Annotated in this window: 21 protein-coding genes, 1 pseudogene and 1 riboswitch; of the genes and pseudogenes, 2 read left to right on the top strand and 20 right to left on the bottom strand. The window is 29.2% G+C overall.

The window, feature by feature from the left end:
* Positions 1 to 177: 177 nt before the first annotated feature.
* The 9 genes from B3N22_RS11230 to B3N22_RS11190 all read right to left on the bottom strand — a co-directional run bounded on the left by B3N22_RS11230 (position 178) and on the right by B3N22_RS11190 (position 12,090).
* Positions 178 to 1,593: a glycoside hydrolase family 1 protein gene (locus tag B3N22_RS11230; RefSeq protein WP_286907134.1), complete on the bottom strand. Its 1,416-nt coding sequence runs from the start codon at positions 1,591 to 1,593 to the stop codon at positions 178 to 180.
* Between the two features lie 115 nt (positions 1,594 to 1,708).
* A complete protein-coding gene (locus B3N22_RS11225) occupies positions 1,709 to 3,466 on the bottom strand; it encodes a 1-deoxy-D-xylulose-5-phosphate synthase (RefSeq protein ID WP_286907132.1) in 1,758 nt (585 codons plus the stop codon).
* Between the two features lie 141 nt (positions 3,467 to 3,607).
* Positions 3,608 to 4,162, bottom strand: coding sequence for a DUF2812 domain-containing protein (locus B3N22_RS11220; protein WP_286907130.1), 555 nt, complete (start codon positions 4,160 to 4,162; stop codon positions 3,608 to 3,610).
* The gene (locus tag B3N22_RS11215; RefSeq protein WP_349676619.1) at positions 4,162 to 4,569 is read right to left on the bottom strand and encodes a PadR family transcriptional regulator; all 408 of its coding nucleotides are present in this window, start codon (positions 4,567 to 4,569) and stop codon (positions 4,162 to 4,164) included. The genes B3N22_RS11220 and B3N22_RS11215 overlap by 1 nt, the downstream gene beginning before the upstream one ends.
* 81 nt (positions 4,570 to 4,650) lie before the next feature.
* A complete protein-coding gene (locus B3N22_RS11210; protein WP_286907128.1) occupies positions 4,651 to 6,129 on the bottom strand; it encodes a family 1 glycosylhydrolase in 1,479 nt (492 codons plus the stop codon).
* 168 nt (positions 6,130 to 6,297) lie between these two features.
* Positions 6,298 to 7,500 carry a cation:proton antiporter gene (locus B3N22_RS11205; RefSeq protein ID WP_286907126.1) on the bottom strand — a complete coding sequence of 401 codons (1,203 nt, stop codon included), beginning with the start codon at positions 7,498 to 7,500 and terminating at the stop codon, positions 6,298 to 6,300.
* 59 nt (positions 7,501 to 7,559) lie between these two features.
* A riboswitch (Fluoride riboswitch) is annotated at positions 7,560 to 7,619 on the bottom strand.
* Positions 7,620 to 7,851: 232 nt separating this feature from the next.
* Complete coding sequence (locus B3N22_RS11200) at positions 7,852 to 8,871, bottom strand: IS1/IS1595 family N-terminal zinc-binding domain-containing protein (protein WP_286907124.1); 1,020 nt, start codon at positions 8,869 to 8,871, stop codon at positions 7,852 to 7,854.
* Positions 8,872 to 9,256: 385 nt separating this feature from the next.
* Positions 9,257 to 10,735, bottom strand: a complete 1,479-nt coding sequence (locus B3N22_RS11195) for an Lsa family ABC-F type ribosomal protection protein (RefSeq protein WP_286907122.1) — start codon at positions 10,733 to 10,735, stop codon at positions 9,257 to 9,259.
* A gap of 434 nt (positions 10,736 to 11,169) precedes the next feature.
* Positions 11,170 to 12,090, bottom strand: coding sequence for a polysaccharide deacetylase family protein (locus B3N22_RS11190; RefSeq protein ID WP_286907120.1), 921 nt, complete (start codon positions 12,088 to 12,090; stop codon positions 11,170 to 11,172).
* A 343-nt stretch (positions 12,091 to 12,433) separates the two neighbouring features.
* Here B3N22_RS11190 and B3N22_RS11185 point away from each other — a divergent pair, with 343 nt between their 5' ends.
* Positions 12,434 to 12,952: a peptidoglycan recognition protein family protein gene (locus tag B3N22_RS11185; protein WP_021801766.1), complete on the top strand. Its 519-nt coding sequence runs from the start codon at positions 12,434 to 12,436 to the stop codon at positions 12,950 to 12,952.
* 51 nt (positions 12,953 to 13,003) lie between these two features.
* Here B3N22_RS11185 and B3N22_RS11180 read toward each other — a convergent pair whose 3' ends face one another.
* The 3 genes from B3N22_RS11180 to B3N22_RS11170 all read right to left on the bottom strand — a co-directional run bounded on the left by B3N22_RS11180 (position 13,004) and on the right by B3N22_RS11170 (position 16,228).
* Positions 13,004 to 13,873 (bottom strand): BBE domain-containing protein, encoded by an 870-nt coding sequence (locus tag B3N22_RS11180; RefSeq protein ID WP_286907117.1) that lies wholly within the window; start codon positions 13,871 to 13,873, stop codon positions 13,004 to 13,006.
* Between the two features lie 120 nt (positions 13,874 to 13,993).
* Positions 13,994 to 14,350 carry an FAD-binding oxidoreductase gene (locus B3N22_RS11175; RefSeq protein WP_286907115.1) on the bottom strand — a complete coding sequence of 119 codons (357 nt, stop codon included), beginning with the start codon at positions 14,348 to 14,350 and terminating at the stop codon, positions 13,994 to 13,996.
* Positions 14,351 to 14,449: 99 nt separating this feature from the next.
* Positions 14,450 to 16,228, bottom strand: coding sequence for a glycosyltransferase (locus tag B3N22_RS11170; RefSeq protein ID WP_286907113.1), 1,779 nt, complete (start codon positions 16,226 to 16,228; stop codon positions 14,450 to 14,452).
* Between the two features lie 289 nt (positions 16,229 to 16,517).
* Here B3N22_RS11170 and B3N22_RS11165 point away from each other — a divergent pair, with 289 nt between their 5' ends.
* Positions 16,518 to 17,033: a peptidylprolyl isomerase gene (locus B3N22_RS11165; RefSeq protein WP_238904122.1), complete on the top strand. Its 516-nt coding sequence runs from the start codon at positions 16,518 to 16,520 to the stop codon at positions 17,031 to 17,033.
* Positions 17,034 to 17,086: 53 nt separating this feature from the next.
* Here B3N22_RS11165 and B3N22_RS11160 read toward each other — a convergent pair.
* The 8 genes and pseudogenes from B3N22_RS11160 to B3N22_RS11125 form a co-directional block, all read right to left on the bottom strand.
* A pseudogene (locus tag B3N22_RS11160) lies at positions 17,087 to 19,536 on the bottom strand (DsrE/DsrF/DrsH-like family protein).
* A 168-nt stretch (positions 19,537 to 19,704) separates the two neighbouring features.
* Positions 19,705 to 20,310: a transglutaminase-like domain-containing protein gene (locus tag B3N22_RS11155; RefSeq protein WP_286907111.1), complete on the bottom strand. Its 606-nt coding sequence runs from the start codon at positions 20,308 to 20,310 to the stop codon at positions 19,705 to 19,707.
* A 369-nt stretch (positions 20,311 to 20,679) separates the two neighbouring features.
* Entirely contained in the window at positions 20,680 to 22,101 is a 1,422-nt protein-coding gene (locus B3N22_RS11150) for a sensor histidine kinase (RefSeq protein ID WP_286907109.1), read from the bottom strand.
* 1 nt (position 22,102) lies between these two features.
* A complete protein-coding gene (locus B3N22_RS11145) occupies positions 22,103 to 22,807 on the bottom strand; it encodes a response regulator transcription factor (protein WP_286907107.1) in 705 nt (234 codons plus the stop codon).
* Between the two features lie 46 nt (positions 22,808 to 22,853).
* Entirely contained in the window at positions 22,854 to 23,558 is a 705-nt protein-coding gene (locus B3N22_RS11140; RefSeq protein ID WP_286907104.1) for an ABC transporter permease, read from the bottom strand.
* Positions 23,559 to 23,570: 12 nt separating this feature from the next.
* Positions 23,571 to 24,317, bottom strand: coding sequence for an ABC transporter permease (locus tag B3N22_RS11135; protein ID WP_286907102.1), 747 nt, complete (start codon positions 24,315 to 24,317; stop codon positions 23,571 to 23,573).
* Positions 24,311 to 25,231, bottom strand: a complete 921-nt coding sequence (locus B3N22_RS11130; RefSeq protein WP_286907101.1) for an ABC transporter ATP-binding protein — start codon at positions 25,229 to 25,231, stop codon at positions 24,311 to 24,313. The genes B3N22_RS11135 and B3N22_RS11130 overlap by 7 nt, the downstream gene beginning before the upstream one ends.
* Before the next feature lie 152 nt (positions 25,232 to 25,383).
* Entirely contained in the window at positions 25,384 to 26,238 is an 855-nt protein-coding gene (locus B3N22_RS11125; protein WP_286907099.1) for a helix-turn-helix domain-containing protein, read from the bottom strand.
* Positions 26,239 to 26,347 lie beyond the last annotated feature (109 nt).

Genomic DNA, 26,347 nt, shown 5'->3' with positions numbered 1-26,347 from the left:
ATTCCTCCAAGTTTGATTATAGAGCTTCAATATTCTCTAAACTTTGCCGGCAACGAGTTTTCAATTTCTAAGCTCTAAGTATAGATTACACTATGACATCATGTTAGGGTCAATAGTTTTTTCAAAAAAAAGCAACTGATATAACCTCAGTTGCCTTTTCAAAAATTCTATTTAATATTATCTTCTTTTTAAACTTTCTCCGTTGGTTGTTATAACTTCTTTATACCAGTTAAAGCTCTTCTTTTTGTATCTATCTAAAGTTCCACTTCCATCATCATGTCTATCAACATAGATAAATCCATATCTCTTTTTAAGTTCTGCTGTTGATGCACTTACAAGGTCAATGCAGCCCCAAGTAGTATATCCCATAAGTTCAACTCCATCTTCGATAGCTTCTCCTACTTGAACTAAATGATCATTTAAATAATTAATTCTGTAGTCATCATTTACAGTTTTATTTCCATTCTCATCTGTAATTAGTTCATCTACTGCTCCAAGTCCATTTTCTACAATGAAAAGTGGCTTTTCATATCTATCATAAAGTACATTAAGTATATATCTTAAGCCTTCTGGATCTATTTGCCATCCCCAGTCACTAGCTTTTAGGTATGGATTTGGAACTCCACCGATAATGTTTCCTTTTCCAGCCTTTTTACTCTCATCTGCTGTTGCACAGGCACTCATATAATAACTGAAGGATATAAAGTCAACTGTATTTTTTAGGATCTCCTCATCACCTGGTTCCATATCAATAACAATATTATTTTCTTTAAAATATCTATTCATGTATCTAGGATATTTACCTCTAGCATGAATATCTGCAAAGAAAAGATTTGATCTATCTGCTTCCAAAGCCTTTAATACATCAGCTGGATTAGGTGTTAATGGATAATTAGGTACTCCTAATATCATACAGCCTACCTTTAAACTTGGATCTATTTCATGAGCTATTTTTACTGCTGAAGCACTAGCAACTAATTCATGATGCATTGCTTGATATAAATCTTTTTTGCTTAACTTGTCTTTTGGGGTTAAAATTCCAGCACTCATATATGGTGCATGTACTGCTGAATTTATTTCATTAAATGTAAGCCAGTATTTAACCTTACCTTTGTATCTATTAAATAGTACTGTTACATACTTTTCAAAAAAGCCAATTACTCTTCTATCTTTCCATCCATCATAATTTTTAGCTAGAGCTAATGGCGTTTCATAATGTGATATAGTAACAAGTGGTTCTATACCATATTTTAAACACTCATCAAAAACTTTATCATAAAATTCTAAACCTTTTTCGTTTGGTTCTTTGTCATCTCCATTTGGAAATATTCTAGACCATGCTATAGATAATCTAAAAACTTTAAATCCCATTTCAGCAAATAACTTTATATCTTCTTCATATCTATGGTAAAAATCTATTCCTATTAATTTCATATTGTCTTCTGTTGGTTCATCAGTTATGCCACCCATAATTCCCTTAGGGTAAACATCTTGAATTGATAACCCTTTACCATCTTCATTATATGCTCCTTCAAATTGGTTTGCTGCTGTAGCGCCACCCCATAAGAAATCCTTTGGAAACTTAATTGTCATATTCATTTCTCCCATCTAAACTGTAATTATTTTTCAACAAATTAGTTCACTTGTTTACAATTATAATTATACAGTCTTTAATGAGGATATTTTTTCATATTTTGAAACTTGTGTTTTAGGCTAATATGTTTTTTATATCTTCAACTATTAGATCGTCAGTTAGATGATAGCGATTGAAAAGTTCCTTTACATCAACCTTATCTGTAAACTCTTTTGTTGCACCAAAGTTTAGGACTTTCATATCTTTAGCACCATAAAATCTTGTTATCTTTTCTCCAAATCCACCATCAAGTATTCCATCTTCTAAAGTTATAACAACTTCGTGATTGGCCATAAGTTCAGTTAACATTTCTTTGTCTATTCCAGTTATAAATCTTGGATTAATAAGTGTTGCATCTATATTCATAGAGTTCTTTAATTTTGCTTTTACCTTTTCTCCAAGCTCAAAGAATGCTCCAAGTGCTATTATTGCAACTTTGCTTCCCTCATTTACTTTCTTATAAGTGTTTAATGTAGAAAAATCAGCTAAAACTTTTTCTCCTGTTGATATAACCCCTTTTCCTGGCACTTTTATTACAACTGGATGTTCATTTTGTTCTAAGCCCCATTCCATCATGCTTATATATTCTTCTTTTGTTGTTGGAGCAAGGTAAACTATATTAGGAATATTTGATATTAAAGGTATATCAAATATACTTAGATGAGTTACATCTGAGCCACTGATTCCACCACCTTGGACAAGTATTAATGCTGGATTATTATTAATAGCTAAGTCTTGTGATAATTGATCATAGGTTCTTTGTACAAATGAACTCATAACTGATACAACAGGTTTGCCTCCTTGAGATGCTATACCTGAAGCTAAAGCAATTGCATGTTCCTCTGCTATTCCAACATCTACAAATTGATCTTTAAATTCATATCTAAATTTATTAAATCCACCCATAGGTGTTCCAGGAGATATTCCAAAAATACGACTATCTTCTCTTGCTTTCTCAATTAGGAAGTTGTCTGTAATATCTCCATAATTTTCTCCTGAACCTGTAAATAGCGGTTTTTTAGTTTCTAAGTCAAAAGGTGCAGCCCAGTGAAATGCTTCTTTGTTAATTTCAGCATCTTTATATCCCTTACCTTTTATAGTATTCATATGAACAACTACTGGGTGATCTATATCTTTAACCTTTGAAAAAACCTCAATTAAAGATTCTATATCATGACCATTTTTAACAAAGTGGTATTCAAAACCTAATGCTTTAAAGAAATTATCCTCAGCTTTTCCTTCAGTTTCACGAAGTTTAGCTAGATTTTTATATAGTCCACCATGATTGGTTGCTATAGACATATCATTATCATTTACTAATATAATTATATTTTTTCCTGAAGCACTTGCATTATTAAGACCTTCATAAGCTTCTCCCCCACTTAAGGAACCATCACCTATAACTGCTATAATATTTTCTTTATCACCCTTTATATCACGTGCTTTAGCAAGTCCACAAGCTAAACTTACTGAAGTAGATGTATGCCCAACTATAAAAAAGTCATGTTCACTTTCTACGTGTGAAGTGTATCCTGTTATAGAATCAAATTTATCCTTTTCTATAAATCCATGTTTTCTTCCAGTTAATATCTTGTGAGGATATGACTGATGTGAAACGTCATAAACTATCTTATCTACTGGTGAATTAAAAACGTAATGTAATGCTATTGTTGCTTCAACCATTCCTAAGTTAGGTCCAAAATGCCCACCAGTTTGACTAACTTTATTTATTACAGCATTTCTTACTTCCTCTGCCAATGTGTATAACTGCTCTTTATTTAATTCCTTTAAATCCTTTGGGGAATTTATGTTGTTCAAAATATTTAAGTTCATATTTTCTCTCCTAACTTTGATTTACTTTTATATTAGGTAATTATACTCCTTGAAGTTAACTCTAAGTCAAGATTTATTTTCTCCAGTGTTCTATATTATATCTTATTTTAAAATAATAACGCCTTGCTCTCCTCCAAATAATTATAGCTTTTTATCTATTAAACCTTTGTTTTTAAAATAATATTTATAGTTCTTTATTATTGGAATTACTTTTGTTATTGCTAACATATACCAAGCAAACATAAATATCATATTTTTTATATCATATGCTACAAAAAATCTCGGCATATAATTAGCTGTAGTAATAATAAACAATAAGACACATGCAACTAACATTGGTTTTGATTCTTTTATAAATTCTTTATTACGTCTTTCAATTTCTTCTATATTATTGAATGCATTTGGTCTTTCTTCCTCATATTCTATTTTCCATAAAAAAATATCTTTATTTCTATAAACTAACTCCCAGCCAAAGTCAGAATAAACTTTCTCATAATATTTACTAGGACGATCAACGTAATCTTCACAATAATCTAAACAATATCTAACCTTTTTAGAAATATCTTTTGTAAATATGTGAGTTTTATTTTTTATTTCTGATAGCTTCCAGCCTTTTAATTGAAGGTCTTCTAACCATAGTTCATACTCAACAAAATTTAATATATTTATTTTTCTTTTCTTGAATAATTTATCCATCATTTACTCCTTTCTAATAAAAGTATTCCATTGCGATTTAATTCATTGAGTCTCTTTACTTCCATCTCCAATATTTCTCTTCCTAATTCAGTTGTTTTGTAAATCTTTCTTCTATCTTCAACTTTTACTGATTTAATTAGCCCATCTATTTCTAGTCTTGATATACTTTTGTAAATTGTTCCTGCACCTAAAGTTAATCTTTTGTTTGTTATTTCTTCAATATGTTGCATTATTCCGTAACCATGTTTTTCTTCAACTAATGAAAGAAGTATATAATACATTGTTTCAGTCATTGGAATATATATTTTAATTGCATTTTCTAAAGATATCATAATCGCCTCTATACCTTTCTTTAAATAACAGTATTTAACAATATTATTATGTTCCAATGGAATATATTCCGTCAACAACTATCTCCTAAAATTAGTTAATAAAAGTCCACAAAAAATAGGAGACGTTAATCTGCCTCCTATTGCACTCAATATATTTTATAATTCCTCTCCATTTGATTCAATACATTTTTTATACCAGAAGAAAGAATCTTTTCTACTTCTATTGTAAGTTCCATTTCCTTTATCATCACGATCAACATAAATCATACCATAACGTTTCTTCATTTCACCAGTACCAGCACTTACTAAGTCAATACATCCCCATGGAGTGTAACCCATTAAGTCTACACCATCAAGTTCTATAGCTTCTTTCATTGCTTTTACATGTTCACGAAGATAATCTATTCTGTAGTCATCATGGATACTTCCATCTCCTTCTACCTTATCTACAGCACCTAATCCATTTTCAACTATCCACAATGGCAAATGATAACGCTCATATAAAGTATTTAAAGCTATTCTTAAACCTGTTGGATCAATAGACCAACCCCAGTCACTTGATTTTAAATATGGATTTTTTGCTCCCATTGAGAAGTTTCCACCTTCAGATTCTGCATCTTTTTTAGACGTACTAACATGAGATGAATAACATGAGAAACCTATGAATGAAACTGTTCCTTCTTTTAGTTCATCTAAATCCCCTGGTTCCATTTCAACTTTTACACCAAGTCTTTCATATTCCTTAAGTTTATATTCTGGATAATATCCTCTAGCTTGCACATCTGTATAGAAATGTGTTTTTTGGATATTTTTCATTGCTTCTAATTGATCTAATGGATTGCAAGTTTCAGCATAATTTGAACCATATGCAATCATAAGTCCAACCATCATGTTTGGATCAATTTCTTTAGCAGCTTTAACTACTCTAGCACTTGCCAAAAATTGATGATGAACAGCCTGAGCTTTACTTTGCTCATCAAACTTCATAACCCCACCAGCCATAAACGGCATCATTCCCATTATGTTAATCTCATTAAAAGTCATCCAGTACTTAACTTTTCCTTTATATCTTGTGAAAACAGTTCTACATAGAGTTTCATAAAAATCAACTACTCTACGATCAAGCCATCCACCATATTTTATTGAAAGATTTAATGGTGTTTCATAATGTGAAATAGTTACTAGTGGCTCTATTCCATATTTTTTACATTCGTCAAAAATATTTTCATAGAATTTTAGTCCCTCTTCATTAGGCTGTGCATCATCACCATTTGGATAAATACGCGCCCAATTTAATGATAGTCTAAAACATTTAAAACCCATTTCTGCAAATAATGCTATATCTTCTTTGTAATGATGATAAAAGTCAGTAGCCTCATGACTTGGATAATAATATTCATCAAGAATTGCAGGTTCTACCCCTTCAGGAAATACCATTGGCTTTAAAAAACTCATTTCCAAATATCCAGTTTCACCTGTGTTTGGATTACGCCATGTTATTTTTCTTGGTACAGTGTGACTGCCTTCAGTCAACACATCACTTGTATTTAAACCCTTCCCACCTTCTTTATATCCACCTTCATATTGGTTTGCAGCTGTAGCTCCACCCCATAAAAAATTCTTTGGAAAACTCATAATACACCATCCTTTAACAGTTTTATTTGTCTTATTGAGTATTATAAACCTTTACAAATGACTATAGTTTTCTAAATATGAAAATTTCATTCGTAAAGTATATACTTATATCTGTAATTATTAAAAAGAGGCCCCTCTTATCTAATAAGAGATTCCTCTTTTATATATCTATGCAACTTTTGTTTTATCATCTTCTACATCTAAAAGGCTTCTTGATGATGTACTTATGGCAATTGCTCCTAGTGGGGCTGTAATTACTATTGATAGTACCGCTATTGCTAAAATTACATCTCCTGATTGAACCCCCATGGATAATGGTATTGCACCCATTGCAGCTTGAACTGTTGCCTTGGGAATATAAGAAATCACACAAAAAATTCTTTCTTTCCAGTTAAAATCAGTTCCTAACACCGAGATTATTACTCCAATACTTCTTCCTATTAATCCTATAAATATTACTACTATCCCCATAGCTCCTGCATTAACTACTACGTTTATATTAACTTGGGCTCCCACTAATACAAAAAGAAGTATTTCTGCAAATACCCAAACCTTATTTAATTTTGCTGATAATCTTTTACCTACCTTGGGCATTTTCTCTAGAATTATGAATCCGATAGTCATAACACCTAAAAGTCCTGCTATCTCGACCTTATTTTTAAGTAAATTTTCTAAGGCGGTGAGCATTATAGCTGTCCCAACTATAAGTAACACCTTTTTTGTATCTCTGATATGATATTTTTTAAATGCCCATACCATTATAAATCCAATAATAGCTCCAGCAGCAATTCCTAAAACTATTGAAACCGGAATTCCTAATAATTTTACACCTATATTTACATGGCTTCCGCTATATAAACCTAAAAATGTTGTAAATATGGTTATAGCAAACACATCGTCAATTGATGCACCTGCTAATATTAATGTTGGAATCCCTTTTTTTGTTCCAATTTTATTGTCTATAAAATTAAGCATCTGTGGAACTACTACAGCTGGTGATACTGCAGCAATAATAAACCCTAATAAACCTCCTTGAATAAATGAAAATCCTAAAAACTTAGTTGATGCAAAAGCTATAAAAAACCCTTCAATAAGTCCAGGTATACAACTCATTTTTATAGCCGTTTTTCCAACCTTTTTTAAATCTTCTACGCTTACACCAAATCCTGCTCTAAGAAGTATGATTATTAGTGCAATTTTACGAAAATCTGCTGATGCATTTAGAATATCTGGTTGCAGTAAATCAAATCCGTAAGGACCTAAAATTACTCCTAAGATGAGCATTCCTAATAATCCAGGCATCTTTAATTTCGTAAAAAGAGTATTTGCTAGTATCCCTAGTAAAATTATAATTGCTAAACTTGTTGCCATTTTTTCTCCTCCAATTTTTTAGTAAAATATAAAAAACTCCTACAGGTACACTTATACAAGGACCTGTAGGAGTCATTAGCTAAATTGCGATTAAGGTGAACTCCATCACCTATGAATTACTCTGATTTTATCATAAATTAATTTCCTTTACAAGTCTAAAAGGTAGTTAATGATGAGCCAGAATTTATAAATTCATTTGATATACGTATTAGTAAAAAATTTTCGGATTTAATTATGTCGAATTTTTCCGCTTTCTTACTAACCTTACCTCTTGAGCACATATGATTTTGTTTGAAGGAAGTGTTGATTTTTAATTCTAAAGCTAAGGACATGCCTTCATTTGTTTGAACTTTACCCAAAAACTACCCTAAGAACCTTTTCTTCATCTCTCCTCTTGTCCCTGTGAATATTTCCTGTATACTTCACTCCTCTAAAATCTTCTACCCTTAACTGTTTTTCTCCTAAAACAAATCTCTTAAACAAACTAAAGGCTAAGTTATCTTCAATCATGAAAACCACAAACCAATTTATATAAAAACTTAAATATTTACTAGCAACATTATGAAAATTCTTAAGAAACAGCTTAAAGGCTCTACCTCTTTCATTTACTAAACGATTCGTAGCAACTGAATTCACCTTAAGTATCTTTTTAAATCTATCAACGTTTCTTTCAGCTAAACTTATCTTTAAATTATTTTCTATAAAGAAAAAATAATAAGTAAAATTTCTAGGTGGTGCTAAGGAATTATATTCATCACTTAATATAGGTATTATGTGTTTTTTTAATATCTCCTTATTTATACTTTCCTTAGTTATTGGCTTCATATATTTCTTATCTAATGTATCTTTGCAATTTAAAATTGTAATTTTACTTCTTTTACTTTTTATTAAACCACGACTACCTTTGAAACTCTCCTCTAATTTTATCTCTCCTATTTCTATATCACCAGCAAGCTTATCTTTCATTATTTGAGTTCCTATCACACTTAATATTTTGTGCCTCCATTGAAAGCTAGTTGAAAGGTTGATGTCTAAAATTTTAGCAATTTCTCTTAATGTTGCTCCAGATTTTATGCAAATCATATACTTTAGCCATATATCAATTGGTTTTTTAGTATAACTTATGGGAAGGCCCGTAACGTCAGAAAATGTTCTTTTACAATCTTTGCATATATATCTTTGAATACCATTTTTAGCTCGTCCGTTTTTATTTATATGATTACTGCAGCAATACCTACATTCTTTCTTTGGACTAAAACTAATATTCTTTTTAGAAGCCTTTAATCTTTCATTATTGATTTCATCTTGAGCGGAATTATAGTTAAAAATCTCTCTCATTTTGTCTATGAGCTTTAGTAGTTCCTGATTCATATTTTTCATCTCCAACATTAAGTTTTATCTTAATTATTTACTTTATTTCAATTTTTAACCATGTGTTTTATTTCATCAACATTTCTTTAGAACAAAACCATATGTGGTAAGAAACTTCTTTGGATACCTTTTCGACAAAAACAGCTGCTTATCTTGAAAATGATAGGAACGTATTGTATCTTTGAACATATTAAATAAAAGTATATTGTACTTTTTAGGCGAGCTTCATGAAATTATTGATTTAAATGCTAAGAGCTTCGTTATAAAAATAACTCATAACAAACTGCTATCAAAAGTGATAAAGTTTATTATGAGTTATCATTTTTTAATTAGAGACTTTTTCCAAAAGATTAAATAGTTTTTATAAACATTACCCTTTTGTAAATTATAATTTTATTATTTTAGTTGCTACATTTTTACAAAAAGCAATATCGTGTTCCACAAAAAGAATTGTTGGCTTATATTCAAGTAATAATTCTTCAATCTGCATACGCGAAATTACATCTATAAAGTTTAGAGGTTCATCCCAAATATATAAATGTGCTTTTTCACATAAACTTCTTGCAATCAATACCTTTTTCTTTTGCCCACCACTAAAATCTTCTATTTTCTTTTCAAACTGCTCTCTTGAAAAATCAAATTTTCTAAGAATAGATTTGAATAAACTCTCATCAATGCTATTTTCGTAGGCATACTCAGACAAATTTCCAACTAAAGTTGATGTATCTTGCGATACATATGAAATGATTAATTGATTGTTTTTTCGTATTACCCCAGTATGAGAAATATTTTCGCCATTAATTAATTTTAATATACTGGATTTCCCACTACCATTTTTACCTTGAATAGCTGTTCTTTCACCTTGTTCTATACTAAAGCTTATTCCTTCACAAACACTTTTATCATTATATTTAATTGAAATGTCTATAAGTTCAACTACTTTATTATCATGAAAGCTAAGTTGCGATATTTTCAAACTTTCATTAGATTCAATATTTTTAAGTAGTTTTGACTTTTCTTCTATCATATTTTGTTGTCTAGATTCTATATTTTTAGCACGTTTCATCATCTTGGCTGCCTTGTGCCCAATATATCCTCTATCTACTTTACTTCCAGAATTAGTGCTTCCAAACTTACTGCTTTCAACATTATCTGACCATGATGATGTACGTTTTGCTGCTTTTGAAAGTCTGCTTATATCCTTCTTTAGCTTTTCATTTTCTGCTAACTCAAATCCATCTTGTAGCTTTTTATTTTCCCACCAGGAAGTAAAATTTCCTTTTTGAATTTCAATATTAGTTTTATTAATAGCCAAAATATGATCAACACAATTATCTAAAAAAGCTCTATCGTGTGAAATCAAAATGAAACTTTTTTTTCTATTTAGATATTTACTTAGCTTTTTTCTAGCTTCTGAATCTAAATGATTTGTTGGTTCATCAATAAGTAGAAATGAATTTTCTTTCAAAAACATCCCAGCAAGTAATACTTTTGTTTGTTCACCATTTGATAGTGTGAAAAACGGTCTATATAAAACGTCAAAGTCCACTTCTAATAGCGATAGTTCTTTTTCTATTTCCCAATCCATTGAATTTGGGCTGATTTCTTTTATAACATCTATAGTAAAATTTTCTTTTTCCTTAACTTCATATGGAAAATACTCGAAATTAACGCTAGAAGAAATAACTCCTCTATACTCATATTTTCCGAGTAAAAGATTCATAAAGGTTGTTTTTCCACGGCCATTCCTGCCTGTAAACCCTAACTTCCAATCTGTATCAATTTGAAAATTAACATTTTCAAAAATATTATCGTAACTTCCCTCATAGCTAAAGGTAAGATTTGTAACATTTATTAAAGACATACTTCGTCCTCCTTTGTAATTAAATAGTGCAAATAACAAAGTCAGAACTTATGCTGACCTCGTTATTGCTCCATATAAACTTGATATTTCCTATCTGACTTTATATGGAGAATATCATGTGTTACAATAGTATCTTTCATATTTAAATCACCTCCTAATCTGGAAAATAAATAAGAGCTGCAAGAAATATTATTCTTACAGCTCATAAATACACTCAATTAAACTACTCTACGGTAGCATAAAGTAACAGTATATATCTAAGAGAAAAAATAATAACTTTCTTGCAAATAAGTACAACAAAAACAAACAGACTTCTCTGTTAAATTTCTTATTTAAACGTACTTTAAAAATTAGCAAGAAAAATTAATCATTTTTTCACCTCAACTTTCATTTTTTTATATTATAGCATCAATAGTTTTAGAAAATCAACATAATTATTTTAAGGTTTTAAATTCATATCCTTTGTTCTTTAGGTCAGTAATTATATCTTGAAGTGCCTCTGCTGTACTTTCTTTACTATATGTATCATGCATTAGTAGAACAAGTTTTTCTTGTCCAACAAAAGTTTCATGATACCTATTTAAAAGCTGTTCTTTTGTTTTTCGGCTACCTTCAGCATCTCCTATTAATACATTCCAGTCTATGTACTTATATTTTTTTTCCTCAAGTTTATTATCAATCTCTTCTCTTCCGCCCCAAGAAGCATGTCCACCTGGAAATCTCACTACTCTAGTATTAAACTTATCTCCTAATACCTTCTTTATTGCATCATTCGTTTGCTCTAACTCTCCCATAAATGTATTAGCATCTATTTTCCCTTGGGGATAAAGTTTAGAATAGTTATGTGTATATGTGTGATTTGCTATAGCATGTCCTTGTTTATATATATCTAAAAGTATATTTTTTGTTTCAGGATTTTCTTCTAATTTATTACCTACAATAAAAAAGGTAGCTTTTATATTATTATCCTTTAGAATCTTTAAAATCTTTGGAGTAACAGTAGTTGATGGACCATCATCAAATGTCAAATATGCAATCTTTTTTCCATCTTGAATTTTTATGTTTTTAACTAAAAAATCTTGAATTTGCCCTGCATCAAAACTATTTTCATCCATATTTATATTATTTTTATTCTCAGAATCATCATCCTTATTATCCTCATCATTCTCTTTTTGCTCTGAATTATCACTACTGTTATCTGCTTCATTGTCTATAGATGCTTGTAGTATTTCATTTTTTTGTGTAGTTTTTTCTTCAGAGTATTTGTAGGTTATAAATGCTCCCAATATAATAATCAAACTACAAATAAATATCCCTATTTTCTTTCTTCGTTTATTAATATTATTTTTCCTCAAGTTAAACCTCCTTCTAACAAATACAATCTCTTCATATAAATTGTATGATGTTGTTGTATCATTAAATGTGTAACTTGTATCGAAGTTGTAAATTTTTTTACTTATATTTTAGCTATGCTATCCCTTACTAAAGCAACCATATCATCTTCAGCACCTAAACTAAAATTAAAGAAATTGAACTTAATTCTCTATTTAATTATACAATATATTCTCAAAATTATGTTACTCCTGGTAAATTATTATCTAACTTTCATATATTATTTATCCAAATCTCTAACAATTATAGTATCACTATAAAAGTTGACACATATAATTAAACTATAGAACTAATATGGAGATAGTTATGAAAAATTTATTAAGAAGAATTAGGAGAAAGCTTAGAAACAAGTTTAGTCGTAGTGACGTGATTAAGACTCCTAAAATTGTTGAGGTAAATTATACTTGGGCAACCCCTTTAAGTTATAATTTTAATCCTAATATGATAGTGTATCATCATACCGTTGATAACAATATGACTCCTCAAAAAATAGATGAAATTCATAAACAAAGGGGCTGGAGTGGTATAGGTTATCACTTTTATATAAGAAAAGATGGTACTATATATAGAGGTAGACCCGAAAATGCAGTAGGTTCTCATGCCCCTGGAGTAAATGCTAGAGCTTTTGGAATTGCATCTGAAGGTAATTTTAATGAAGAGTATGTAACACCTCAACAAATGACTAGTCTTATAGCATTGTCAAGATACTTAATGAACAAATATAATATTACGGATTTAAAGAGGCATAAAGATGTACGACAAACAGAATGCCCTGGCAATAACTTCCCATTTGAAGAAATCAAAGCAAAACTAAATGTTAAATAAAAAGATAAGACGCACCGTTTAATTTGGTACGTCTTATTGTTATCTTTTAGATTATTTTATTGATTGTGGGTAATTAAATATATTTAGAGGATTATATTTTTCATTTATAAAATTCAATCTACAAGCATTTCCACCATAGTATTCTTTTTCATAATTCTTAAGTGGACTATATTGAAAATTAATAAAAGATCCTTCTGTTATAGTTTTTATATAATTTAGCCTGTTTGCTACCCATCTTTTATTTACTTCTGCATATATAGAATCTTCCCACACTGACTGTATTCCAATTATAAGATTTGAATCCCTGTAATAAAATGCTGTTTCATCTTTTCCTTTATCTTTAACTGCTCCACCTAAGCCATAAAATGTTACTGCTGCATACACTGAACCTTTAGGCTTTTCTTGAATTAGCGATGATAATTTTAGAAGTTGATCTTTTGAATATACTCTATCTTGAAATCTACCTGCTGATTTAAATTTTTCACTATCTGGATATCCAGCTTCAACTTCTTTTATAGCATTTAAAAAAGTTGTATATTGAAAATTAGGCTGAGCCTTTGGCAATTCTACTAGTGGTTTTAAAATTTCCTTAAGCTCATCAACTTCTCCATAAAATAAACCTATAAAATAAGCTGCAACTCCTTCTTCCTCTGAATTATAGAAACTGGCTCTCATATTTACCCTTCTATCTAGGTTTTCATATAAATCTTGCATCATCTCCATAATTTTTGCTTGTTCTAAGAAAGTGGTATTCGGATAATATATAGTAAATAGAGTTACCATATTAAATTTAGGTGGCAAATTAAAAGTTAAGGAAGTTACTATACCAAAATTGCCTCCTCCAGCTCCCCTTAATGCCCAAAATAAGTCTTTATTACATTTTCTATTTGCAGTGATAATTTTACCACTATAATCTACCATCTTAAACTCAACTACACTATCTATTCCTAGTCCAAATAATCTAGACGAAAGTCCCCAACCTCCACCTAAAGTATATGCAGCTACCCCAACAGTTGGGCAAGTACCGCCTGGGAAAGGATATCATCTTTTACCTACATAGTCATATAACTCACTATTTAGAACTCCTGGTTCTATTGTAACTATATTTTTTACTTCATCTATTTTTATCTTTTTCATTCTACTTACATCAATTACTACTAGTTTATTGCCAACAGAATATCCTTCATAATTGTGTCCACCAGAGCGTATTCTAAAATCATAGTTTTTTATAATGCAAAATTCAAGTGCACTTTTAACATCTTCTTTGCTTGTACAATACAATATAGCTATTGGGTATTTTTGTATAGCTCTATTCCATACTTGTCTATCTTTTTCATATTCTTTGTCATTAGGTGTTACTATTTCCCCATCAAGTGACAAATCTCTTGTTAATTTCATACTAATCATCCTTTGCTATATAGTTTCGACTATATTTTTCTACTACCAATATATGCATAGGACTCCGTAGAACGCACACCATATTTTATATTTACTGCATTAAAATCTACATAATGCTCTTATTACTTTGTTGCTTAAATCACTATCAACTTTTATAACATCGATGTACTTTTCAAGATGAACCTTTAATTCATCATTATTCATAAAATGATGCACATGATTTGAATCATTATACGCATAACCTAATGGCACTGAAATAAGTATATATCCTCCTGGTTTTATCCATTTTCTTAATCCCTCAAATATTGGACCTGGATATAAAATATGTTCAAACACATTGATTGACCAAGCAGAATCATACAAATCTTTTGGCACATCTTTAGTTATATCATTTAGAGTGAAAAATAGTCTTTTTTTCACTTCATCAACTTCTTTATGTTTATAATAATTTGCTATATTAATTCCAATCTCACTTAAATCAATTCCATGAATAAACATACCTTTTCTAGCTAAATATATATCTAGATTTCCAGACCCGCATCCAAAATCTAGTATTTTACCACTTATCTCTGGATATTTATCAAAACAAGAAAGCTCAAAATGATTTTCCCAAAAGGACATTTTTAAAGCTTCAGGATTATACTTTAATCTATCTATAAAACCCCTATCATTTATGTTATTTTTACTCGCTCCTGATTCAATAATTCTACGTACTTCTTTAAACTCTTTATTCGTACAATTTTCATTAATTATTGAATAATTTTCATCATTAATATAATTATAAATTTTGTTACAAATATCAATCCAATTAAAATTACTATAAGCAAATTTTTGAATTTCTTCACAGTTATTCTTTAAACGTTCTTCATCCTGAGCATATTTAACTATTAACTTCGATAACTCCTCTATTTGATCTACTCCAAATATATCACCATATTTCCTATTATCTGTAACATCTAAAGCAGGAAGAACATTAGATGACAATAAAAAGCATCCATTTTTTGCTGCTTCAACATAGACTATCCCAAAGCTTTCACTTCGTGAAGTTAAACAGAATATTTTAGCCTTTCTATATTCTTCTTCAAGTTCTTTTTTACTAACTATTTCTCCAGTAAATATGATCCTATCTTTTAAATTAGGATTATCTAAAAAAAATTGATTTATATATGGATTAAATGTATTAAGTACAGGTCCAATAATTTTAAGTTTCCAATCCTTAATTTTATCTTCAGCTAACTTGAAAGCTTCCATTAAAATTTCATTTGCTTTTAAATACAATCCAATTCTTCCAACAGTAATAATAAAATTTTCTTTTTCTTCATACTGAACTTTTTGACTTTCAAAAAAATCATAAAAACCATTAGGAATATATTCAACCTTAACCTCCAAGACCCTTTTTAAAAAATCATAGAGATATTTTGTTTCAACTGTTATTAATGAGCATTTTTTCAGAATATCAATTTTACTATCAGAGAATTCTTCATAAGTAATATACATATTAGCATCCAACTTCAGATAAACCTTTCCTTGTGGATTCAACTTTTTAAATAATTTTATCCAATTTAAGCTTCTAGGGTTTAAATGAAATAAATGTAAAACATCTATTTTCTCAGCATTATCTATTAAATAATACATACCATCTACTTCTGGGTCACCTTTTACTTGTTCAAGAAATTCTATATTAAAACCTAATAACTCTTTTTCAAGATATGGATAACTACCATTATTATAGGCTACTATTTTAGAATCATAATTATAGTGTTTTCCCATTACATATGCTATCATCCCTACATCTTTAGTTAAGTGCGAATTATCTGTTTCTGGGAATAAAGTTACAAAAGTTTCCCTTTTAGAGGCTTTATTTAATACTTCACTCATTTATTATCACCTTTTTATACTATTTTAGTTATTACTATTCTAAAAAATTAATCTTTAGAATAACATTGTAGTTAAAATGTTAAAGACTCTTTAAAGATAAATAGCCCATTGAATTTATGTTAAATTTTTGGTAATATATTTCAATACACCTATACTTTTTCTGGAGGATAAAAATATGAAAAGCAAAGGTTTACTAAAGAAAGTTTTAGCTATTTCATGTGCAAGCTTAATTCTTATTTTAAGTGGTTGTACAAAAACACCAAGTGATAACACTACATCTTCAAAGGCAATGGCTGATTATAAAAGTAAATATGAAGGTAAAAAACCAATTGTAACTATTGAAATGGAAGATGGGTCAAAAATAACAGCTGAGCTATATCCTAATATAGCACCTCAAACCGTTGATAATTTTGTAGATTTAATTCAGAGTGGTTTTTATGATGGTTTAATATTTCATAGAGTAATTCCTGGATTTATGATTCAAGGGGGAGATCCTAAAGGTAATGGAACTGGCGGTTCTGAAAAAACTATTCCTGGAGAATTTAGCTATAATGGATTTGAAAATAAATTAAAACATACTAGAGGTGTTCTCTCTATGGCGAGATCTCAAGCAGTTGATTCAGCAAGTTCCCAATTCTTTATTATGGTTAAAGATACTGACAGCCTTGATGGAAAATATGCTGCTTTTGGTAAAGTAACTGATGGTATGGATACTGTAGATAAAATAGTTAGTGAAAAGAGAGATTCTAACGATAAACCACTAACAGATCAAAAAATGAAAAAAGTTACTGTAGATATAAAATAACTTTAAATAGACAAAAGGCTTTGATAAAATCAATTATCAAAGCCTTTGTTTACTTATATAAATAGATTGATATTTGATTCTGAAGCTTCGCCTAGGTAATAACCTACTCCTCCAAAATTAACGCCATCTATTAGTTCTTCTTCTTTTATTCCCATTATGTCCATAGACATTGTACATGCAACTATATTCACGCCATTATCCATGGCAGCTTTCATAAGTTCTTCTAATGACTGTACATTTTTCTTTTGCATTATTCCTCTAATCATCTTAGCTCCAATGCCTCCCATATTCATTTTCGATAAGCTAAGCTTTTCAGAACCTCTTGGCATCATAAACCCAAATGCTTTCTCGATTATATTCTTTTTGACTTGTATATTTTCATTTTTTCTTAAAATATTTAAGCCCCAGAAGGTGAAAAACATTGTTACCTTTTTGCCCATAGCAGCTGCACCATTAGCTATAATAAAAGAAGCTATAGCTTTATCTAAATCACCTGAAAAAACTACCATTGTCTGAGAGTTATCAAGTTTAACTGAACTCTCTAATATATCAATATTTTCTACATTACTTTTAGACTTTTTTTTTATTTCAGCGTAGATAATTCCGCAGCTTTTATCTAAAGACATTAATTCATTTCCAGTATTTTTACACCAAGATTTAATATCTTCATAAAAACCAGGATCTGAAGCCTTTACTTTAATACATCTCCAGTATTTAAGGTATCAATTTTAGCTTTAACTTGCATTAATGGCCCTGGACAACATAATCCGCATGCATCTAACTCTATTGAGTTTATATCCACAGCTACTTCTCCTTTTTGAATATCTGTATTTAAATTACTTTGTTTACTGATTTTCTTAGCAATATATTTTGATTGGATATATGTCTTATATCCACCAGATAAATTTTTAACCTTAAATCCGTTTTGAGTTAAAATTCTAGATGCAATATGCCCTCTTAGTCCTACAGCACAATATACAATTATTTCTTTATCTTTAGGTAATTCATTCATTCTATTTCTAAGAGAATTTAAAGGAATATTTATAGATCCTTCTATAGAACCACTTTCAACTTCAATTGTTTCTCTAATATCTAATAATGTACTATTTTCACTATTATATTCATTTAATTCATTAACTGAAATTATATCTGTAATTCCATTTAAATAATTTTCAGCTACAAATCCTACCATATTTTGTGGAGATTTTGCAGATAAAAATGGTGGTGCATATGCAAGCTCTAATTCTACTAAATCTTCAACTGTTCCATTAAGTTTAATAACTGAAGCTATTACGTCTATAAATTTATCAACACCTTCATATCCAAAAGCTTGAGCACCTAAAACCTTACCTTCTTTATTAAATATTAATTTTATTGATATTTGTTTTGCTCCAGGATAATAACTTGCATGAGACATAGGATGTATATATGCTGTTTTATAGTCAACGCCTAATCTTTTTAATGTTCTTTCATTATTTCCTGTTGAAGCTCCTACTAAATCAAATATTTTTAATATAGATGTTCCTTGTGTTCCTTTATAAGCTACCTTTCTTCCAGCTATATTGTCAGCTGCAATTCTGCCTTGTCTATTAGCTGGTCCAGCTAGAGGAATAGCGACATCTTCCCCAGACACATAATCCTTAACTAATATTGCATCCCCAACAGCATAAACATCAGATGCAGATGTTCTCATATACTCATCCACTATAATATGACCTCTTGCACCTAATTCAATGTTAGTATTCCTAATAAATGAAGTATCAGGAGCCACACCTATAGCCAAAATTACTATGTCAGATTCAACAAAACTTCCATCTTTTAAATGAACTTCTATTAAATCATTATTACCTTTAAAACTATCAACTCCATTGTTTAGAATTAATGATACACCTCTATCATTTAACTCTTTTTCTGCAATAGTTACCATTTCAGAATCAAAAGGTGCTAATATATGTGGAGCAGCTTCTATTAAAGTGACATCTAATCCTCTTTCTTTAAGATTTTCAGCCATCTCAATTCCTATAAAACCTCCACCTATTATAACAGCACTTTTTATATCTTTTTCATCAACAACTTTTTTAATTTTATCTGTATCTGGTACATTTCTTAAAGTGTATATCTTAGAGCTATCTATTCCTTTAATAGGTGGTTTAATTGGTTTTGCTCCAGGTGATAATATTAAATAGTCATAGCTTTCCTCATATTCTCCTTTTTCTAAGGAGTTAACTTTAACTACCTTTCTATCTGTATCTATTGACACAACATCAGAATTTACTCTTACATCAACATTAAATCTATCATTTATACTTTTAGGTGTTTGAACCAAAAGTTTTTCTCTTTCCTTTATTTCTCCTCCAATATAGTACGGAAGTCCGCAATTAGCAAAACTTACGTATTCTCCTCTTTCAAACATTATTATCTCTAAATTTTCATCTAATCTTCTTAATCTAGTAGCAGCTGAAGCTCCGCCTGCTACACCACCAACAATTATTACTTTTTTCATACAGAACTCCTCCTATATTTATAATGTTTTTATATAAAACATCTTAAATTCTTAAATATCTTACTTTTATATTAAAGCCTATAGGTAAATATAGTCTGTGACTTAATCACACTTAAAACTAAAAAAGACCCATCTCTTTAAGATAAGTCCTTTTACATTAATATACTATTATAATGTTGTAGGAAGATTGTATTTAACCATTTCCATGCAATCTATATTATTTTCCAATGTATCTGTAACTATTTTAATTGGAGTACTAAAAATGGTCATATAATCAAACTCATCAAATTCTCGGCGTGTTTCAAATGCTAACTTTTCTTCTGTTATTAGAAACTGAGCATCAACCCCATTTTTGTTTCCACGTGCATCTAACCTGATCCATTTATTTAAACTTGAAATAAAAACCGCATTTAATCCATGAATACAATAACCTGTTTCTGGAGTATCCCCAAGCGTAAGTCTTTGATAACAAAAACCTACAGGAATGTTTTCATTTCTTAGTAGTGCAGCTAGTAACATTGATTTTGCATAACAAATACCCTCTTTATATCTAAGAACTTCTGAAGCGACTCTTGTAACTCTTGTGCTTTTAATATCCCAAGAATGAGAAATCTCATCCCTAACGTACTCAAAGGCAGTCCTTATTTTCTGAATATCATCTGAACTTTCTTTAAATAGTTCTTTTGCTTTATTTTTAATAACTTCATTATCAAAGTCAACGTATTTATCTGGTTTTAGATAATCCAATAAATTTTTACTTTCAAATATAAACAAATCGTTCCTCCATGTTAAATCTATTTTTAAATAACTATATTATAATAGATTTAACTTATTTTATATATATGTTAATAACATTATTATTTAAAAATCCCTTCTTATTGATTTTTTTAGATTTTATTTATGTTAGTCTTTAGAATTATTGCTAAATTTCGAGTTTAAGTTTTTATTTTTAATCATCATTTACGAGTATTTCTTATATATTTTATTTCTCTAAATACCTCGATTTATATATACACCCTTTGGCACTTAATGTTATAATTATCATATTATTTACAATTAATTCCACTATTTGATTAGTAATTTTAATTTTTTGCATACAAAAAGAGGAATCTCTTCCTCTTTTAAATCTACTTTTATAAAGTTTTACTTTACATGGTTTTCTTTAATTTCCTCAAAGAAAATCTCTATTTTAGTTCCTTTTCCAATTTCACTCTGAACTTTTATATCACCCTTATGCCAGTTTATTATTTCTTTAGATATGGCCATGCCTAATCCAGATCCTTTTGATTTAGAACTTGAATTAACTCCTCTATAATATCTGTTAAATATATTTTTTAAATCCGCTTCTCCTATTCCCTGTCCATTGTCTTCTATACTTATGTTTATAAAGCTGTCTTTTTTAAACACTGATACATCAATAACCGTATCCTCTGTATTGTGATCCATTGCATTAACTAACAGGTTGGTTATAGCCCTTTTTATATATTTTTTATCACAGTTTATTATTATATTTTCATCATCAAAATTAAAGTTCACTTCTCGTTCACTATAATTACTGTTATTAAGTAAGTCTATTATACATTCCTGGAGTATTGTCACTAAGTTCTCATAACTAAAACTTATAGGAATTACCTTGTTTTTAAGTTTATATATTAAAGATAAATCATTAACTAACTCCTGAATATGATTTGTATTAGCTAGAATTATAAGTGTATATCTTTTTGCATCATCAAGATTTATATCATATTCTTCTCCCTGTAGAAGTTCTGCATATCCCTTGATGGAACTTAGCGGAGTTTTTAAATCATGGCTTATATTTGCAATCCACTCTTCTTTTGCCTCATCAACTTCCTTTCTATGCATTTCATTTTCCTTTAAGATAACTGATAAATTGTTTATATTTTTACTTACTTCTTCGTAAATTCCCTTTTTACTTTTTTTAGGCTTATATATACCATCTTTTAAATCTTCTATATCCTGAATTACTGATACCATTGGTTTCACTAGATTTCTACTAAAAATATATGCTACAATTCCAACCAAAACAAAACCAAAAACTATCATACTCAAATGATATCTAAAACTTTCTTCTGTGAAAGTTAAAGAATACTTAAAAACCTTATTTATTGGAAAACCTACTAATAAAGTGTATTTCTCATTCCCTTTTATCAATTCTTTTGTAGAAACGGTAGTTGGAGCTATACTTTCCCAAGGATTTTGTATGAAATTAATTAATTCTGAAGTCGCATAACTAGTAGGAATATTATCAGGCTTATTTTCTTTAAAAACCTCATTATTCCCCTTATCTAGAACTTGAATCCAAACATTGTTTTCTTTTAGTCTTTTTATATTTTCATCATTTAAACTAAACTCATTTCTACTCTCTAGATCTTCTATAAAAGGCTCTATAAAATCTGAAGTTGAAAATGATACGCTATATATCTTCTCTCCAAAACTTATATCAGTTTTGTATATCAATAAATTTAAAAGTCCATAAATAAGAAAGGTTATTTGAAAAACTAAAATCATAGATATCAATATTTTTGCTGTTAATTTTATCTTCATATCAGTTCACCAACTTATAACCAATTCCTTTTAATGTTTTTATGTGCTTGGGGTTACTTGGATCTTTCTCAAGTTTTTCTCTTAAGTGTCTTATATGAACCATAATGGTATTATCATAACCATCATACTCATAACCCCAAACTTCCTCACATAATGAGGCTTTACTAAAAACCTTGTTCATATTTTTAGCTAAAAATAATAATAATAAATACTCTTTTGCTGTTAAACTTATATTCTCATCTCCATTTTTAACTTCGCCTGTTTCTTCATTTATAATAATTGAGCCAAATGTATATATTCTGCTTTTTATTTCCTTACCCATATTGTCTCTTTTAAGCTGAGATTTAACTCTCAAAACCACTTCCTTAATATTAAATGGTTTAGTTACGTAATCATCTCCCCCTGCTTCAAGACCCTTTATTTTCTCTTCATCTTCCCCTTTTGCAGTTAAGAAAATTATTGGACAGTTTGAGAAAGTTCTAATTTTGTCACAAACCATATATCCATCTATGTCTGGTAGGTTTACATCTAAAATTATTATGTCAGGATTTTTTTCCTTACACATTAATATTGCATCAATTCCATTTTCAGCTTCGTATATAGATCTAAAGCGTTCCTTTATAAAAACTTCCTTTAGTAAGTGTAATAGCTCTCTTTCATCATCAACAAGCATTATCTTCTTGTTTAATAGTTCATCATTAATCACGATAATACCCTCCTTATCACAAGTATAATTTTACCATAGTTCACCCTTACATTATATCCGATTCCTTAAAGCTTATATAATCTAGTGCAAATAATAAAAAAGCTAAAACTAAGGAGGCACCTATAGCTATATACTTCTCATAGGAACTTATTGCCCCATTTGTAATTGATAATGCGTATGTCCAAGGAGCATAAATCCAAAATCTACTTTGAGCTATAAAAATATTTGTAATCATCATAACAACTCCAGCAGAAATAACTGGTATTATGCTCATAAAATTTCTTCCTATTATAAATAAAAGAATTATTACTGGAAGTGAAGTTATAAATATTTCAATTCCAACAACTAATATACTTAAGTCTATTTTTTTACTTATAAAAAATCCTCCTAAAATTACTGCTAGAAGATAAGAAACTATTGAAGCGGCTAAAGTTAATAACATAATCTTATATTTTGTGAAGTAAATACTACTTTTCTTAATAGGCATAAGCATTAGTTGTTTCCAGCCATTATTATCATTTTCAACCTTTGTTATTATGCATGCAGTAAATGTATTTAGTAAGGGGAGTCCTAAGGCTATAAAGGTAATTGAAGAAAACATAATTATAGCTTCATTAATTTCTAACCCATTTATAGCTAGGCTTTGTGCCTTTTTTATAAATATTAAAACTATAGCTATTGGAACAGCCAAGGCTGTAAACAATAAAGAGCTTTTCTTAATTTTTAAAAATTCTACTTTTAATAATTCCATTTCTTAATCCTCCTAATATATTTCTTTATTTTCAAAATATTTTCTAACTAAAGATGAGCCTACTATAAGAATGGCTGCTGAAATTATTAAAACGATAGTTATCTCATTTCGCCCTTGAGTTATAGAAAATAAAGAAAAACCATAGGGATTTATATTTCTGATGAAAGTTTCACTATGATATATATTGGAAGAAAGCGCACTAAGTACTGCTGCCACTCCAATGGATATCAGTAAGTTTTTGTTTTTTAGGTTTATAAATAAATGTATAGTCATTATTACTAAAGTTGATATTAATTGAATAGAGAACATTATTATAAAAAATCTCCAAGGAATAGGCTCTTTGAATTTAAATATCAGTCCAACTATTATCAAGGAAAATACATTTAGTAAAAGCATAATTATTGAATAAAATACAGCCACAATAACTTTTGCATTTAAAATACTGTTTCTTTTTATAGGTTTAGTTAATAAAAATGTCCATGCGTTATTCTTATATTCACTTTCAAATAAAGTAACTAAGATAAGTGAAGCAAATAGGGGCATATTATCATTAAAATACAATATCCTTTGCTCTTTTATTAAAACTTGCCAAGAGGTTAATCCTTTTAAGGTAGCTTGTGGTAAAAGCCAACTTTCATACCTTATTAAAAAATCAAACACCAAGAGAGCTGAGACTCCTATTGGAATCACAAGTATAAACAAAATAACTAAATTTCTTTTCTCTTTTATAAACTCGTTTTTTATTAAATCCATTAGCATACCTTTTCCTCCTTAGTAAGTCCTAAGAAAATTTCCTCTAATGAAGTTTTTTCTTCAGTTAAATAGTTTAACGAATATCCCCCCATTACAACCTCTCTACAAATTTTTGAAGGAGATAGGTTATTTCCTTTAATTTTTAGTCTTAGGTTCTCCTCTTCTACCCTATATCCTCTAGCTAATAAAAGCTTCATAGTTAAAGCCTTGTCTTCCTTCTTTTCTAGTCCTATTATTACTTCATTAGTAGAGTTTTTCTTTAAATCCTCTAGAGATCCTTGATATAGTAGTTTTCCTTTATTTATTACTCCAACCTCAGTTGCTACTAACTCAATCTCATTCAATATATGACTTGAAATAATTATGGTAATTTTCTTTTCTTTAGCTAAATATCTTATTAGATTTCTAATTTCTATTATTCCAGCAGGATCTAAACCATTAGTCGGTTCATCTAAAATTAAAAGTTTTGGGTTTCCCATAAGAGCCTGCGCTATCCCAAGTCTCTGCTTCATTCCTAAAGAAAACTCATTAACTTTTTTATTTCTCTCTTCCCACAGATTCACAAGTTTTAGTTTCTCTTCAATCTCTTCCTTATTAAGCTTTAACATTCTTTTTAAGATATCAAGATTCTCATAGGCAGTTAAATGTCCATAATAGGATGGGCTTTCAACTAAAGCTCCTATGTTTTTTAAAATCTCTTCTCTATTTTCTTTAATTGATTTTCCAAAAATATATACCTCACCACTATTAGCTCTTATAAGTCCTAATAACATCTTTATAGTTGTTGACTTTCCAGCTCCATTAGGGCCTAAAAATCCATATATCTCTCCCTCTTTTATCTTTAAATTAACATTATCAACACTCTTAACTTTATTAAACACCTTAACTAGATCTTTTGTTTCAACGATATATCTACTCATTTTACTCACCTCTTAAGTTTATTTCACTATAATCTTATAATGTTCTCTTTAATTTTGATTTTAGGTGAGCTTAATTCTATCTTAATTATGAAAAAATCTGATAGAATAATTGAATTAATTCCTCTATCAGATTCATTTATTATAATTCAAGTTTATAATACCTTTGCAAATTCACGAGAGGCATTTCTATACTTAGTTGGTGTCATGGACTTTTTTGAAATAAATTGTTTTATAAAATAGGTATCATATTCAAAGCCCGTTGCACGTGCAATTTCATTTAAACTCATATCTGTATGTGTTAAAAGTGTTTCTGAAACTTTCAAACGGTATTCTAGTAAGTACCCCATTGCAGTTAATCCACATAACTCTTGAAACATTTTATTTAATGACACTCTATTTAAATGAGCACATTTTGTTAAATCTTCTAACATTATTTTCTCTGAATAGTTTACATGTATATACTCCAATACTAAATTAACTGGTGTTTGTTCCTTATAATTACTTAACTCTTCAATCAACTCTAATATCTGTATCAAATACCTTTTTATTCTACACACCCAAAGTGAGTCGCTTTGAGCGTATACCTCCATACCCATAATAAAAAACCATTCATACAATTTTGGATAGACATTTTCAGTTAAATTATATACACAAACTTGGTTATTTTCTCTATTAAAAAGTGAAAGTCCAGATTCTATTTTTAGACTAGTTGATAAGTACCCTTTACTCTCTAAAAAACGTGCTGTATTAAAAAAATCAGGATGGAAAGAAAATGATTGCGCTGATAAATTATGTTGTTCAATAACCTTTACCCTATCCTCTATAGATAAACAAAGAACACTTGGAGCTACAATTTTAATAGGACGATCATTTAGTTGTAATTTAATGCTTCCACTAGTAATTAAAATTATAGTGAACCTCTCTTTGTATGGGAGATTAATAAAATTCTCATTTACAACAAATTCAATAAACACAGGTCTATTTTTATAGCGATCATCTTGTGGCATAAAAAACCCTCCATTAACAAATAGTATAGCTTAAAGTTTCATTTATAACATTGTATCATAATCTCTAAATGCTACACTATTATTGAACAATGAAATTATACTTAATACG

Origin of the sequence: Clostridium sp. UBA1652 (assembly GCF_002320975.1) — a bacterium.
In the GTDB taxonomy this organism is placed as follows: Bacteria; Bacillota; Clostridia; order Clostridiales; family Clostridiaceae; genus Clostridium_T; species Clostridium_T intestinale.
Note: the sequence above shows the minus strand (reverse complement) of the source record. Positions and strands in the feature narration are given on the sequence as shown.